Source organism: Campylobacter concisus (assembly GCF_002913865.1).
Classification (GTDB): Bacteria; Campylobacterota; Campylobacteria; order Campylobacterales; family Campylobacteraceae; genus Campylobacter_A; species Campylobacter_A concisus_AM.
This window is the reverse complement of sequence record NZ_POYX01000066.1, coordinates 1-14,823: the sequence shown is the minus strand read 5'-3', so window position 1 is coordinate 14,823 and position 14,823 is coordinate 1. Positions and strand designations below refer to the sequence as shown.

The window sequence follows — 14,823 nt, the reverse complement described above, 5'->3', positions numbered from 1 at the left end:
TATAGCCTTTAATTTTTTTGGCGTAATTGTAGCAGAAATAATTTTTTAGAGTGCATGGTGCGAAAAATTTTTAGATGGAGCGCGATTTTTGTTTTTTATAAAAAATTTTTATGCATAGCTCTAAACTTTTTTAAAAATCAATCGATATAGTTTTCGTGCGACATGAAGTCGTAACTTAAAACATAAAAGGATTTACAATGAGTTTTCGTATTAACACAAACGTAAACGCACTTAACACACACGCTAACGCAGTTAGCAACAACGTTGACCTATCTAAGTCACTTAACAAACTTAGTTCTGGTCTTAGAATTCAAACAGCTGCAGATGACGCTTCAGGTCTATCTATCGCAGATAGCTTAAGAAGTCAAGCTTCAGCTCTAGGTCAAGCTATTGCAAATGGTAATGATGCTATTGGTATCATTCAAGTTGCCGACAAAGCTATGGATGAGCAGTTAAAAGTTCTTGACACTATCAAGACTAAAGCTACTCAGTCAGCTCAAGACGGCCAAACAACTCAATCACGCCAAGCATTGCAAGCTGATATCGTTCGTCTAATGGAAGAGCTTGACAATATCGGTAACACTACTTCATTTAACGGTCAGCAACTACTAAACGGAACATTCTCTAATAAAGAGTTCCAAATAGGTGCTTATTCAAACCAAACTGTTAAAGCAAGTATTGGTGCGACTACATCTGACAAGATCGGTCTTACACGTTTTGAGAGTTCAAAACTACTTACTGGTACAGATAAAGTTAGCCTTAAATTCTTAAGCGTTGATGGTGTAAATGATATTAGTATAGCTTCTACTAAGATATCAACTGGTCTTGGAACTGGTGTTGGTAAATTAGCAGAAAATATCAACAAAACATCTGATAAGACAGGTATTAGAGCTACATTTGATGTAACTAGAACTATGTCAACTTCTATAGTAAGCGTATCTATCAAAAGCTTTGCTATCAACGGCGTTAAAATCGGCGACCTTGATGTAAAAGAAAACGATAGCAACGGCGCATTGGTAAATGCAATCAACGCTGTTAAAGATCAAACAGGTGTTGAAGCTTCTATCAATACAGAAGGCAAAATGGTTCTAACAAGCCGTGACGGTCGTGCGTTTAGTGTTTCAGGTGATAATATCTCAAAAGCAATCGGTATGAAAAAAGATCAAGTTTTCGTTGGTCGTATCAACCTTGTTCGCCTTGATGGTAGAGATATCAAACTATCTGCAAAAGGCGCAGCTGGCGGTGATGCTCTAAAACTAGAGTCAGAAGCTTTCTCAGCAAAAGGTGGTGCTCAAGCTTCAGTTGCTTTAAGAGATGTAAGAGGTCAAATAGACGGCAAACTAGCTAGTGCTATGGGCTTCCAAAGAATGACTAAAGTGCTTACAGTAGCTCAATCAGCTGGTGTAATGACACTAAAAGGCGCAATGGCTGTTATGGACATCGCTGAGTCAGCTCAAAAAACACTTGATCAAGTTCGTTCAGACCTTGGTTCAGTTCAAAACCAACTTCAAGCTACAGTTAACAACATAACTGTAACTCAAGTTAACGTAAAATCAGCAGAATCACAAATCAGGGACGTAGATTTTGCTAGCGAGTCTGCTAACTTCTCAAAACATAACATCCTAGCTCAATCAGGTGCTTATGCTATGAGTCAAGCAAACAGCGTACAGCAAAACGTAATGAAACTTCTACAATAACGTAGCTAGTTAAATTAAGTTTTTAATAGAGGCTTTGTTGCAGTAGCGAAGCCTCAAATGTGTTAATGCTTTTACAATACGCAAACCCCCAGCCCCAAAGCTAGTCTTTGGGGTTTTAGATATTTTTCCATATTAAGTTAAATTGTAAAAATAGAAAAATTATAGATAGCAAGCTCTTGCTTGGTAAAAATTTGGTATGAAAAAAGTGCGTATTAAAAGCGATATATAAATTTATCTAGCTTAGACTAGATAAATTTATACTATTTTATTTGTATTTTTATAGGCTAAAGCCATCATCAACTACGATATTTTGTCCATTTACATATTTTGAAGAATCACTTAGCAGATACACTAAAGCCCCGCATATATCATTTGCATCAAGCATACCTTTTGTGCCACATCTCTTTTTATACTGACTCAAAAATGGCTCAGGCTGTCCATCTAAAATCCCTCCAGGACTTATGGCATTTACGCGGATATTATCTTTTTTAAACATCTTTGCCATATATTTTGTCATACCAAGAAGGCCATGTTTTACGACTGTGTATTCAACCGGAGAGTGCATATTTGTCCCCTCATATGTCTCAAAAGCAGGGGCTCCGATACCTTGAATGGATGAGATGTTTATGATATTACCATAACCTTGTTCCAAGAAGTACTTGATGAAATTTTGCGAGATATTAAAGTATCCACCAAGATGTAAATTTAAAAAAGCATTAAAATCATCCATATCGATCTCAAAAAATTTCTTACCGTAATTTTTACTTTTTGGATAGGCGTTATTCACTAGTGCATCTATGTGACCATACTTTGAACGCAAGAAATTTATAGCCTCATTGATAGAATTTGCATCACTGATATCAATTTGCAAAACCTCGATCCTTGCATCTTTTTGCGAGCTTGTAATCTCGTCTTTTAGCAAATTTGCTCTTTTTGTATCAACCTCTGCTATCACACCAACTCCATTTTGGCTAGCAATCGCTCTTATGAAAGCACTTCCTATCCTACCAGCCCCTCCAGTAACTACTACGACCTTATCTGTTAGCATTTTTTTCCTTCATTAAAAACTCTACAAATTTAAAATCTAGCTCACAATCTATATCAATCGATCTATCTTCATCCATCACATAAAGTCCAGTTTTTGGTAAAAATAAAGTGTCATTATTTAGCAAAACTTCACGCTTCCATATGTAAATAGAAGCGTTCATATCATAAGTTTTTGGCGCATCTTGACGGCGCAAAATAGCATTTGGTAAAGTTTTGGCAAGTGCTACATGTCCATCTGGATAAATTTCAACTAGGTTAAAATATGGACTTCTTCTGCTTGGCATAGCGGTTATTAAGTTGTCATTATCATCACGCAAAAACTGCTCAAAAGAATTTGTTATGTCACTCACATCACGAAGCGGGGCTGTCGCATCAAGGTCGATCTCATAGTCAAATTTACGTCCGTAATGTTCCTCACTTTTTAAAAAAGCATCTTTTATAACATCAAGTTTTCCTGCCGTATCGCTAGCCATAGCAGCATCTCTTTTAAAAAAGACCTCTGCACCGTACTTTATAGCTGCTTCTGCTATCAGGTCACTATCTGTGCTAATAACAATATGCTCAAACAAATTTGATGCTATTGCCTGCTCTATAGTGTGGGCTATAAGTGGCTTACCACAAAGCTCACGCACATTTTTACCTTTTACCCCTTTACTACCGCCTCTTGCGCATATCGTACATAAAACATTACTCATTGTTTTGCCTTTGAATTTGATCTATCGCGTCCATCACATCTAGCCCCTCATCAAAGCTACAAATATATTTTTGCTCACCCAAAACATCTTTATGCATAGCTAAAAACATCTCATTTCTTGCCAAATTTGGCATGTTATAAATTTGCTTACTACCATCTTGCCTAATAAGTGTGCCTGCTATAAAGTCAAGCTCATATGTGGAGTCCTCGCACTCTACCCGCAAGATTCTATGCGTTATATGGCTTAGATAGTCGATACTTAAATTTGCTATGGCATCCATTTTAGTCATACCAAAAACCACACATAGATCATCGCTTGTTATCTCTAAATTTGAAATTTTACCTTGATAGCTCGTTAGGCTTTCAAATTTACCACATAACCACATGGCGTAGTCTAGCTCATGGCTAAGATCTAGCAAGACACCGCCACCTTTTTCTTTGCTAGCACTATAGCACTTTCTATAGTCGCCACTTCGCCAGTTTGGTAGATACTGACCGCAATTGGCATTTAGATATAAAATTTTCTCGTTTTTTAAAAACTCTTTTAGCTTTTGTAAGAGCGGATGAAATCTCAGCACATAGCCTACAAAAATTTTATTATTTTTAGGCGTAAAATTATATTTTTTTTCAAATAATGGCTTTTCGCAAAGTATGATCTTATTACTTACTCTTTCATCTATAAATTTCAAATTTTCTAGATGTAAAAATGTGGGAGTTGCTATAACAAAATAGTCAAACTTGTCTAAATTTGAGACCTCATCCAAGCTTTTATAGCAAATTTTACCAGCTACATTTTGGCTAGTAACTAGACAAATTTCATCTATCTGCGTCAAGGTCTCTAAGACCTCGCAGTGTCTTTTGCCAATTGAGCCATAGCCTACAACAAGAGCTTTCATCTAAAATATCTTTGCGTATTCTTCATTTGCCTTTTGATACTCTTCAAGGCGTCCTATGTCTATCCAGTACTCATGTATCGGAAAAGAGATTACATTTTTATTTTGAGCTATTGCCTTTTCAAAGAGCGTAGGCATATCATAAAACTCATCTTGTGGGATCAGATCTAAAATTTCAGGTGAGAGCATATATATCCCAGCACTTACGAAAAATTTCTGTACTGGTTTTTCTGCGATAGCAGTTATTTTATTATCATTCATCTTTACCACGCCGTAAGGAACCTCGTAGTCGTACTCTCTGACGCACATTGTAGCTGTAGCTTTATTTAGCGTGTGATAGTTAAAAATGTGCTCGAAATTTACATTTGTAAGAAGATCGCCGTTCATTACGAAAAATGGCTCACTTGGGCGCTCTTTTAGTAAGCTTAACGCCCCTGCTGTGCCCATCCTTTTTTCTTCTAAAACATAGTCTATATTTACGCCAAATTCTTTTCCGTCGCCAAAATAGTCTCTAATAATGCTTGCATTAAAATTTACGCACATCGTGATATTTACAAAGCCATACTCTGCAAATTTCTCGACTATCGTCTGAAGAATCGGCTTGTTTCCAACCTTTAGCATCGGCTTTGGCGTATCTTGCGTGAGTGGTCTAAGCCTAGTGCCAAGGCCTCCTACCATTAGGATAACTCTATTTGTCTTGCCAACTGGCTTAATAATATCTTCGATGTCTTCTATACCTACAAGCTTGCCAAGCTCGTCAACCAATGGAATTTTATGAAGTTTTTTAGCAAGTGCTATCTTTAAAATAGACTCTTTAGTATCACCGACACTTGCTATACTTGGGCTCTTGTGCACCACTAGACTGACGCTACTATTTAGATCAAGGCCGTTTAGCAAACCGCGTCTGATGTCACCGTCTGTTACCGTGCCTACTAGAGCGTCGTTTTTATCAACAACGATGGCGATTTGAAGCCCTCCGTTGTTGATAGTCTGCAAGGCATCTTTAATGGTTGAATTTATACTTAGTTTTATATCATTTACTATTCTCATTTTAAACCTATATCATAAAATTTCTTTTTTAAAATACCATCAAGCTTGGTCTCTTTTAAAATTTTAACCATTTTTTTGCTTGGATTGCCACCATCATAAGGATTGATCGTATCTTTTAAAATTTGCTCAAATTCTTTTGAATACGCTCTTTTTATAGCAGCTAAAATTTCTTCTTTATCAGGCCTAACGTCTATCACACTGCTAGCTCTAGCACGTCCTTTTTGGCGGTCGCCTATATTTACAGTAGCCTTTTTAAAGCTTGGAACTTCCAAAAGGCCACTTGAGCTATTTCCCAGGACGATATCAACAAATTTTATCGCGCTTAGGTATCTTAGCTGTCCAAGCGATGCAAAAGCCACTGCTTTTTGTGAGTTTTCGCTCACATACTCATCTATCATTTTATTTATCACATCGCCATCTGTATCGCTATTTGCCTTAGTGAAGATAAAATTTGTATCATCCAGTTCATCCAGTGCTTTTAAAAGCTCATTAAACTGCTTTCTTGCACTACTATTTTCAAGTGTAGCTGGGTGAAAAGTGATGAGGATATTTTTTTTAGCAAGCTTAAAATTTATAGACTTTTCAAACTCATCTTTGTTTAGCAAATTTAGCTTTTTTATATTTTCTATGCCAGGACCACCGACATTAAATACTCTACCAGGCTCTTCGCCAAGCTGAATTATGCGGTTTGCGTACTCATTTGTGGCTGCAAAATGTATATGGCTCATCTTTGTTATACTGTGCCTAAAAGCCTCGTCAAACGCCCCTTGTGTAGTCTCGCCGCCATGGATATGCGCTATTGGTATCTGTATGATACTAGCGACACATGCTACACCAAATATCTCATATCTATCACCAAGAAGCACTAATATATCAGGCTTAAGCTCAGCTAATGCTGGAGCAAATTTTTCATAAACTATTGCCATCTCAGCGCAAATATCAAGACTTGTATGCGAGCTGCTTAAAATTTCTATCTTTTTATCTATCTTAAATTCTTTTTCTATCTCTTTATATGTGAGCCCAAATTCAGGACTTAAGTGCATGCCAGTAACAATAAGCTGAAGCTTAAGCTCGCTATCTGCTTTTATCTCTTTTAAGAGCCAGTAAAGCAGGCCATATTCAGCTCTGGTGCTTGTCACTACACAAATTTTTCTCATATCAGTTCATTTTGTTTATAGTCTTTTTGTGAAATTTGCCCGATCACCTCATCCCACCTCATAGGATTTATGCCGTCTCCTGGGCGTTTTACGCAGATATTTTGTTCGCTAAAAATTTCACCTTTTTTTATATCGCATTTTGCCACGATCGACTTTCTAGCTATTTTGATATTTTCACTCTCGCTTTTACTAAAGTGCTTTAGTCCGTCTCCAAGCGCTAGCTCGATATTTCTAATAGCCCTAACCATAGCCTTTAGCTCGTCTGGCTCAAGACTAGCCTTGTGATCAGGTCCAGGCAGGCTCTTATCAAGCGTAAAGTGCTTTTCTATGATCTTTGCGCCCATGGCAACAGCTGCAATATCGACCTCAATGCCAAGGGTATGATCGCTATATCCGACTTCAAGACCAAAAGCATTTTTAAGAGTTATCATCGCCTTTAAATTTACATCCTCCATTGGCGTTGGATACTGCGTATTTGCATGAAGAAGGCTTATGTTTTCACGTTTCGTGCCACTTTTTACAAGTGCTTCTATAGCAGCTTCCACCTCGCCTAAATTTGCCATGCCGGTTGAGAGAATGATCTTTTTATTAAGCCCACCTATCTGCCTAAGATAAGGTAAATTTGTTATCTCGCCACTTGGGATCTTAAATGTGCTAAGCCCCAGCTCATTAAGAAGCTTTATACTATCGCTATCAAAAGGAGTTGAGAGAAAAGTGATATTTTTTTCTTTGCAGTAGGCTATAAGCTCTTTATGCGTGCTCTCGTCTAGTTCAAGCTTTTTTATCATCTCAAACTGGCTTTCATTTTTATCGGTAGTTTCTTTTTGATAACTAGCCTTTTGCGCGTTTTTTGAAACTAGATTTTGAGCTTTAAAAGTCTGAAATTTCACCGCATCAGCGCCAGCACTAGCTGCTACATCGATCAGTTTTTTAGCTAAATTTATATCACCATTGTGATTTACCCCAGCCTCAGCTATGATAAAAACCCTATTTGACATCAAATTTCCTTAAAATTCTAGTTTTACGCCTTTATAAAAGCGTTTTTCTCCAAGCTTCTCATCACGCTAGTTCCGACACCTATGAGGGAATTTTCGCCTATCACGATATACTCTTTACTGGTTGCATTACTACCAAAAAATGTCCCATCTTGCACAACAACGCCGCCATTTACCACGCTTGCTGTTGAGATATGGCAGTGATCGCCGATAGTTGCGTCATGCTCCACAAGCGCTTTTGTGTTTATGATGCAGTTTTTGCCGACATTTGCACCAGCGTTGATCAAGGCATGATGCATAACAACCGTTCCCTCACCTACACTTGCATGCTTTGAGATATACGCAAGCGAAGAGATAATGACTGGAAGGTCAAAACCTATCTCTTTTAGTAGCGCAAACAACCTTTTCCTAGGCTCGCTACTTTTTATCTGCCCAACCGTCACCACAGCATTTTTGCATGATGTAAAAACCTCAGCCAGATCATCATCGCTACCGATGATCTCATAGCCAAGCACCTTTTTGCCAATATTTTCTGCCGTATCTATGATACCAATTATATTAAATTTAGCCTCGCTCTCGATGACATCTATCACACTTTTGCAGTGTCCGCCGCCACCTACTAAAACTATATCTTGCACGGCTAAACTCTCGCGCTGCTTGGGATATTTACTATCCTATCGCTTAGAAATTTAGCATTTTTTAGCTCATCTCTTTGGCAGTCCTTAAACATATCAAGCTCATTCATAAGCTGCCATATAGGACGCGTAAAAACGCCATTTTCATTACTAAATTTCAAAAACTCATCTCTTTTTTCACGGCTTTCAAATAGCACCGCATTTAGCCAAAAATTTGACCTAGCGTCCGCTGGCTCATCTATAAATTTCACATCATCAAATTTAGAAAAATACTCTTTATAGATCATCGCAAGCTCGCGTTTGCTCTTTAAAAATAGCTCCAAATTTTCAAGCTGCGCCACAAGCAGAGCCGCGTTTAAATTTGGCAAGCGGTAGTTGTAGCCGATCTCGCTGTGACGATACTCAAAAGGATGTGGCACCTTAGCCGTTGTGGTGATAAATTTAGCGTGCTTTGCTATCTCCTCGTCGTTTGTGATGATAGCTCCACCACCTCCGCTTGTGACGATCTTATTGCCATTAAAGCTCATCGCTGCAAGCTTGCCAAAATTCCCCGTATGAGTGCCTTTATAGTAGCTACCAAGGCTCTCGGCGCAGTCTTCTACTAAAGCGATGTTCCAACGCTTGCAGATTTCAGCTATCTCATCTATCTTGCAAGGCAGTCCAAAAGTGTGCATAGGTACGCAAGCACGCACTATCCTGCCGCTAGTTTTATTGACACATTTGCCGCCTTTTAGCTCGCAGTTTTTCTCCAAAAACGCACTAAGTGACGCTGGCGACATACCGAGTGTGTCAAGATCAACATCCACGAAAACCGGCTTTGCAAAAAGGTAGGTAATGGCGTTGCAAGTGGCTATAAAAGTAACTGGCTGGGTGATCACTTCGTTATTTTGCTCTACGCCAGCTAGTTTTAGGCAGATGTGAAGCGCCGAGGTGCCATTTGTCGTGGCAACTGCAAATTTAGCACCGACCATTTGAGCTAGCTTACCCTCAAACTCATCGACAAATTTGCCGACACTTGAGACAAAGCTAGAGTCGATGCACTCAAGCAGATATTTTTTCTCGTTGCCTATAAATTTAGGCTCGTGAAGCGGGACTTTATCCTTGTTAAAGGTACTCTTTATAAATTTCAAAACCTCGTCAAAATCACATTTTTTCATCGAGATATTTTCCTGTTTCTTTATGCATAAAATTTGGTATGAGCTCGAAAACTTCGCGCAAAATCTCCTCTTTGCTCCATGTCAAGCTCGATTTTAAATTTAAGATATTGTTTTTGAAAATTTCTAGCTTTTTACTGTCAAAATTTGCATCATTTTTGACTATGCCGATGTTTTGAAGTCTTTGCATGTCAAGTCTCTCGCCGTCAACGAAAAACTCCTCGTAGTCCTTCTCTCCAGTCGTGTCACTAGGCGTAAAAAGACAAGGATAAAAGCCATCTTTTGGAAGCACTTTTGCAAGCTTTCTGGCCTCCTCCTCATTTTCACATAAAAATGGCTCGTAGCCTAAATTTGCTAAGTATCGCTTGGCTATCTCACTAAATGTTATGAGGTCTAAATTTTCATCTAGTTTTGGGAAAAATATATCTCTATTTTCGCCAAAAATGGTGCTTAAAAGGCAGAGCTCGCCGCTCTCTTTTGGTGTCAAAAAGTAGCGTCTGACGTCGTTTGGAGCGACTATTGGCTGAGACTTTTCTATACGTTTTTGAAAGCCAAAAAGAAGCGAGCCGTCGCTAAATGCCACGTTTGCAAACCTCGCCATCGAGACATCAATATCCAAAGAGTGCCTAAACGCAAACATCTCCATGATGCGCTTGCTAGCTCCCATTAAATTTACAGGGTTTGCGGCCTTGTCGGTGCTGACGCAGAAATATTTTTTTGACTTCATACCCATAGCTTGAGCCAGCGTTTTATCGGTGTTAAAGATATTTGTTTCAAGCATTCTCATAAGTGTAAATGGGTCTTTTTCGCTTCTAACGTGCTTTAGCGCTGATAAATTTAACACGTAGTCAAATCCACCGCTTTGCGCTAAAAGTGCATCAAATTCGGTGCTTGCAACATCTATGGCAAAAGTTTTAAAGTCGCCACTTATATATCCAAACTCACTTCTTATGTCACGCACTAGTTCAACAAGGTTGTTTTCAGAGATATCAACGACGTAGAGTTTTTTGGGGTCTCTTATAAATATCTCTTTTGTCACGGCAGAGCCTATCGAGCCAGCACCACCGATAACTAGAAAGCTTGAGCTTGAAACTATCTCTTTTAGGTCTTTATCAAGTGCTTTTATGTCATCTTCAAAGAGATTTTTCGTGCGTCCTATTAAGCTTAAGATATCCATTATTAGTCTTCTTTTGGAAAGATGCCACGTTTTTTAAGCTCTTTTATAAGAGGTTTAGAGGCTTCTTTTGTTGTTTCTATATCAGCATTTATGCCACCAGCTGCCGAAAATAGCCAGTATTTATGCGCGTTTGCCCATTCAAATAACTTATCTATCTTTTCTTTGTTTGTGTCGCTTGGGGCTACAGAAATTTTAGCAAGCTCTAGCTCCTGGTAGAAAACCGATATCATAAAAACATTTTGTATGTATTTCATATACTTTCTTTTTGATATAAAGTCTTTAGCTTTGTCTATTTTTTTAACTATTTTTAAAAGTTCATCAAAATGCTTTTGAGTTATCTTGTCTTGTTCTCTTAGCAAATTTAGCTCATCTATCCTAGGAGTAACTTCTAAAAATACTTTTTCAAGCTCTTTTTTCAAAAAGGTTTGCATTTTTATCTTTTCTTGTATCACTTTATAAGCTTTAAGCATATCGTTATTTGTTGTTTTTTCGCTATTTTTTGGTATGTTTGGCAGTTTCTTTTCTTTTTTATCCACACAAAGCTCTTTCATAACCTCTAAAAATGGTCTTTCTATTGTTCCTTCTATCCTTGCACCACCTTCAGTGCAGTTATAGGATGTTATATTTTCGAGTTTAGACTGCTCGATATCGTTTTCAAATTGATTTTTAAAAAGCGTCCAAACATAAGTCGTTCGCACTTCACCTTCGCCACCATAAGCTGTGATATATAAATTTTCATCCGGCTGAGCTATAGTATGACCTTTTGCATGACTTGCACCATCTTTTCCAAAAGCAAGATCCTGACCTATAAAAACAATATTTTTATGACCTAATACATAGGCCAACTGATAAGCCATATTTGCACAACTATGCCCAACTCCTAGATAGCCATATTTTTTTAAACCAAACATCTTCTCTTCATGTTGTGGCTTCATAGTAAGCACTAAGCGTCTTGGTAAGATATTTTTTACGCTTTGTGTGTGGGTCACAGAAGAGATAACAAAATGTATATCCTCATCAACATCTGGATGTTTTTTTTCAAAAAAAGTTGATGTCGGTATCATACGCTCGATAGACGTAACATAGTCAGGTTTTATGCCATTTCTAGCTAGTATGGGGTATGAAGCATCGACACTTATAATACTTACATAAGGTGCAAATTTTTTAAGCGTATCTAGTTGTTTGTCTAAACTTGGGCCGGTTGAAACAATTATAGCCGTATCAACTAGCTTATGTCTCTTCTTGATTAGATCGCGGTAGCAATAGTTTTTAAGCATCTCTGGCAAATTTTCTATATTTTGCCTTGTACCTATCAAAAGATCGTCTATAGAGTTACCATGTGCTATAACTATATGAGAAAATGCCTCTGCGAATTTTTTATTTATATCTATATAGTCATCTGAAAACCGATCATAAAATTTAGAGTGTATTATTAGATTATATGTCTTTGAGTAGGGTTCTAACTCAGCGTTTACTATAAGATAGTGAAACTGTGTGTGAGTTGTAAATTCTGAGAAAAATAGCACTATCTGCTCTTTTTCTAGCTCTTCAGATAGATCGATCAAATTTAAAACACTATAAATTATTTCAATCTCAGGTTCAATGATAGCAATGCTTTTATGAGTCTTATTTTTTGCTAGAGCTTTATAAAGTATGCCATTTCCAAGACCATAGAAAAAAAGACCTGGGTATCTTTTGTATTTTTTTTCTATCTCATCAAGCATCCTATATGTCTCTTCGACAGGATTTTCATATATGGATTCAGATGTCTCTTTGTTTATGATATTTATATCCAAGGGATCATTTTTTCCTAAAACTATCTCATATTTATTTTGGGATGTCATACTAAAAAGTCTTGCGGCCAAGACTTCATCTTGTTGAAATAACGCTTGTAGGTTCTTTTCAAAGATCGGATTTGTTATACCGTTTAGCTTTGTTTCTTTTGTCTGTTTAGCTGCTTTTTTACTTTTTTTCTCTGACATGTATATCCTTATATTTGAGCTTGATTTATGAGCTAGTTTATAAATTTTTAAGCAAAAGCTGTGCCAAATTTAAAATTTGTTTATCAAAGCTTCGCTCTTTCTAGCTTCTATTTCGTCAAAATTTCGTTATTGTTTAGAGTTTTTCGTAAAAAATGGGAGATAAATTTAGCCTTTGCAAGGTCGCAAAGGCATAAAATTTATTTTAAAATTCTAGGCAGCGTGATGCCTTCTTGAGCTTGATATTTACCATTTTTATCAGCATACGTCACCTCGCAAGGCTCATCACCCTCGATAAATAGCACCTGTGCGATGCCCTCGTTTGCGTAAATTTTCGCAGGCAGTGGCGTCGTGTTTGAGATCTCTATCGTGATATGCCCCTTAAATCCCGGCTCAAAAGGTGTGACATTTACGATGATACCGCACCTTGCGTATGTACTCTTGCCAAGGCAGATCGCCAGCACGTTATCAGGCATGTTAAAGTACTCGACCGTGCGTGCCAAAGCAAAAGAATTTGGCGGGACGATGCAGACATCACCCTTAAAGTCCACCACATTTTTTTCGTCGAAATTTTTTGGATCAACGACGGTGCCGCCGATATTTGTAAAGATTTTAAACTCGTTGCCCACGCGGATATCGTAGCCGTAGCTAGACACTCCGTAGCTAACGACGCCACGCCCCACTTGCTCCTCGGCAAATGGCACGATCATGCTCTTTTCAACCGACATTTTCCTTATCCAAGAGTCTGCTTTTAAACCCATTTTTTCTCCTTTTTTGGGCGATTATAACGCTTTGCGTCTTTAAAGTAAATTTAATGGCACTTTGCAGTAAAACTAGTATAATTTTGAGAGTGAAATTTCATAAAGGACAAAAATGCAAGAGAGAAATGCCGAAACTTTTACAGGAGAACGCGCGATGTTTGGGGCAAAAGGGCTAAATTTTACTAACTGCATCTTTGAAGACGGCGAGTCGCCGCTAAAGCACAGTTCAAATTTAAAGCTAAATGAGTGCGTTTTTGCCTACAAGTACCCACTTTGGTACGCAAGCGATATCACGCTAAATGGCGGCTACCTCGAGCCTTTAGCAAGAGCTGGCATGTGGTACAGTACAAATTTAAGCTTTAAAGACGTGCTCATAAACGCTCCAAAAAGCTTTAGAAAAAGCTCGCAAATTTTGCTAGAAAATGTAAATTTCTCAGACGCTAGCGAGACACTTTGGGGATGTTTGGACGTAAAGCTTAAAAATGTCTTTGCAAGAGGGGATTACTTCGCGGCAAATAGCGAAAATTTAGAAGTTGATGGGCTAAATTTAGACGGCAACTACTGCTTTGATGGCTGCAAAAACCTTCGTATCACAAACTCAAAGCTCATCTCAAAAGATGCCTTTTGGAACTGCGAAAACGTGGTCGCACAAAACTGCCTTATCTCAGGCGAATATCTAGCATGGAATGCAAAAAATGTGACGCTCGTAAACTGCAAGGTAAAGAGCTTGCAAGCGCTTTGCTACGTAGAAAATTTGGTCGTAAAAGATTGCATTTTTATGGATACAAGCCTTGCTTTTGAGTATTCAAGCCTCGATGTTAGCACAAAAAGCACGATAAAAAGCGTGAAAAATCCAAAAAGTGGCGTCATAAGAGCTGGCAAGATAGAGGAGATCATCATAGACGGCAGCTTGGTTGATACGAGCAAGATAGAGATAGTCACGGATGAAATTTAGCCATTTAAAGGAATAATATGCAAAATGAAAAATTTAGAGCGAAATTTAGTATAAAAAACGATGCTAAATTTAAAAAACTGCTACGCGAAGTCTCGCGCACCGTCTATAAAAAGAATAAAATTGTATTTTTAATGAGGGCGATCGAGCTGCCATTTGCTGTGCTATGCGGAGTAGCTTTAGTCACGCTTTTTGACATCACTGGGCACGAGTTAATAGTATATTCTGATATGGACGATGTCTCTACTTTGGCAAGAAATTTAGCCATCGTTTTGTGCGTTGGCGTGATCTTGCTTTATATTTATGCGGCTATTATTAAGCCAGTTTTATTTACTAGAGCCATTTACTCAAACATCGATGTTGAGCGCGAACAAGAGATCGTTATATATGATGATGAGGTCTTGTTTGTCACAAAAAATAGCACGGTTCATTTTTCATTTGGCGCGTTTCTTGGCACTTGTGAAACGGGTGATTTTATAGCTTTGATCTTAAAGGAAGGCTCATTCTTATATATCCCAAAAGAGCCACCAAATGAAAAAGCACAAGAAATTTTGGAATTTCTAAAAGAAAAGATAGGCTAAATTTTGTAACAAATTTTTAGGCGTTATGAATTAAATTTGCTGGCTATATTC

At 37.9% G+C, this 14,823-nt stretch carries 14 protein-coding genes; 3 read left to right on the top strand and 11 right to left on the bottom strand.

Features of this window, described 5'->3' with window-relative positions:
• Positions 1-197: 197 nt before the first annotated feature.
• Complete coding sequence (locus tag CYP77_RS04270) at positions 198-1,697, top strand: flagellin B (RefSeq protein WP_012140492.1); 1,500 nt, start codon at positions 198-200, stop codon at positions 1,695-1,697.
• A gap of 277 nt (positions 1,698-1,974) precedes the next feature.
• Here CYP77_RS04270 and CYP77_RS04265 read toward each other — a convergent pair whose 3' ends face one another.
• From CYP77_RS04265 to dcd, 11 genes are all read right to left on the bottom strand, one after another.
• Complete coding sequence (locus CYP77_RS04265) at positions 1,975-2,745, bottom strand: oxidoreductase (RefSeq protein WP_103566006.1); 771 nt, start codon at positions 2,743-2,745, stop codon at positions 1,975-1,977.
• Positions 2,732-3,439 (bottom strand): cytidylyltransferase domain-containing protein, encoded by a 708-nt coding sequence (locus CYP77_RS04260; RefSeq protein ID WP_103566010.1) that lies wholly within the window; start codon positions 3,437-3,439, stop codon positions 2,732-2,734. Before CYP77_RS04260 ends, CYP77_RS04265 begins: the two co-directional genes overlap by 14 nt.
• On the bottom strand, positions 3,432-4,334 hold the full coding sequence (locus CYP77_RS04255; protein WP_103566016.1) for a Gfo/Idh/MocA family protein: 903 nt from the start codon (positions 4,332-4,334) through the stop codon (positions 3,432-3,434). Before CYP77_RS04255 ends, CYP77_RS04260 begins: the two co-directional genes overlap by 8 nt.
• Positions 4,335-5,381 carry a nucleotidyltransferase family protein gene (locus CYP77_RS04250; RefSeq protein WP_103566021.1) on the bottom strand — a complete coding sequence of 349 codons (1,047 nt, stop codon included), beginning with the start codon at positions 5,379-5,381 and terminating at the stop codon, positions 4,335-4,337.
• Positions 5,378-6,538, bottom strand: a complete 1,161-nt coding sequence (neuC, locus tag CYP77_RS04245) for a UDP-N-acetylglucosamine 2-epimerase (RefSeq protein WP_103566025.1) — start codon at positions 6,536-6,538, stop codon at positions 5,378-5,380. Before neuC ends, CYP77_RS04250 begins: the two co-directional genes overlap by 4 nt.
• Positions 6,535-7,536: an N-acetylneuraminate synthase gene (gene neuB, locus CYP77_RS04240; RefSeq protein ID WP_103566030.1), complete on the bottom strand. Its 1,002-nt coding sequence runs from the start codon at positions 7,534-7,536 to the stop codon at positions 6,535-6,537. The genes neuC and neuB overlap by 4 nt, the downstream gene beginning before the upstream one ends.
• A 23-nt stretch (positions 7,537-7,559) precedes the next feature.
• Positions 7,560-8,171 carry a NeuD/PglB/VioB family sugar acetyltransferase gene (locus CYP77_RS04235; protein WP_103566036.1) on the bottom strand — a complete coding sequence of 204 codons (612 nt, stop codon included), beginning with the start codon at positions 8,169-8,171 and terminating at the stop codon, positions 7,560-7,562.
• 2 nt (positions 8,172-8,173) lie between these two features.
• Positions 8,174-9,325, bottom strand: coding sequence for a LegC family aminotransferase (locus CYP77_RS04230; RefSeq protein ID WP_103566039.1), 1,152 nt, complete (start codon positions 9,323-9,325; stop codon positions 8,174-8,176).
• Complete coding sequence (locus CYP77_RS04225; protein ID WP_315969875.1) at positions 9,312-10,499, bottom strand: UDP-N-acetylglucosamine 4,6-dehydratase; 1,188 nt, start codon at positions 10,497-10,499, stop codon at positions 9,312-9,314. The genes CYP77_RS04230 and CYP77_RS04225 overlap by 14 nt, the downstream gene beginning before the upstream one ends.
• 2 nt (positions 10,500-10,501) lie before the next feature.
• Entirely contained in the window at positions 10,502-12,481 is a 1,980-nt protein-coding gene (locus CYP77_RS04220) for a motility associated factor glycosyltransferase family protein (RefSeq protein WP_103566047.1), read from the bottom strand.
• Between the two features lie 197 nt (positions 12,482-12,678).
• Entirely contained in the window at positions 12,679-13,239 is a 561-nt protein-coding gene (dcd, locus tag CYP77_RS04215; protein ID WP_103566051.1) for a dCTP deaminase, read from the bottom strand.
• A 112-nt stretch (positions 13,240-13,351) separates the two neighbouring features.
• Here dcd and CYP77_RS04210 point away from each other — a divergent pair, with 112 nt between their 5' ends.
• Together CYP77_RS04210 and CYP77_RS04205 are read left to right on the top strand one after the other, a co-directional pair.
• Complete coding sequence (locus tag CYP77_RS04210) at positions 13,352-14,194, top strand: DUF3737 family protein (protein ID WP_103566055.1); 843 nt, start codon at positions 13,352-13,354, stop codon at positions 14,192-14,194.
• Between the two features lie 17 nt (positions 14,195-14,211).
• Positions 14,212-14,772 carry a YcxB family protein gene (locus CYP77_RS04205; protein ID WP_103566058.1) on the top strand — a complete coding sequence of 187 codons (561 nt, stop codon included), beginning with the start codon at positions 14,212-14,214 and terminating at the stop codon, positions 14,770-14,772.
• Positions 14,773-14,823: the final 51 nt, after the last annotated feature.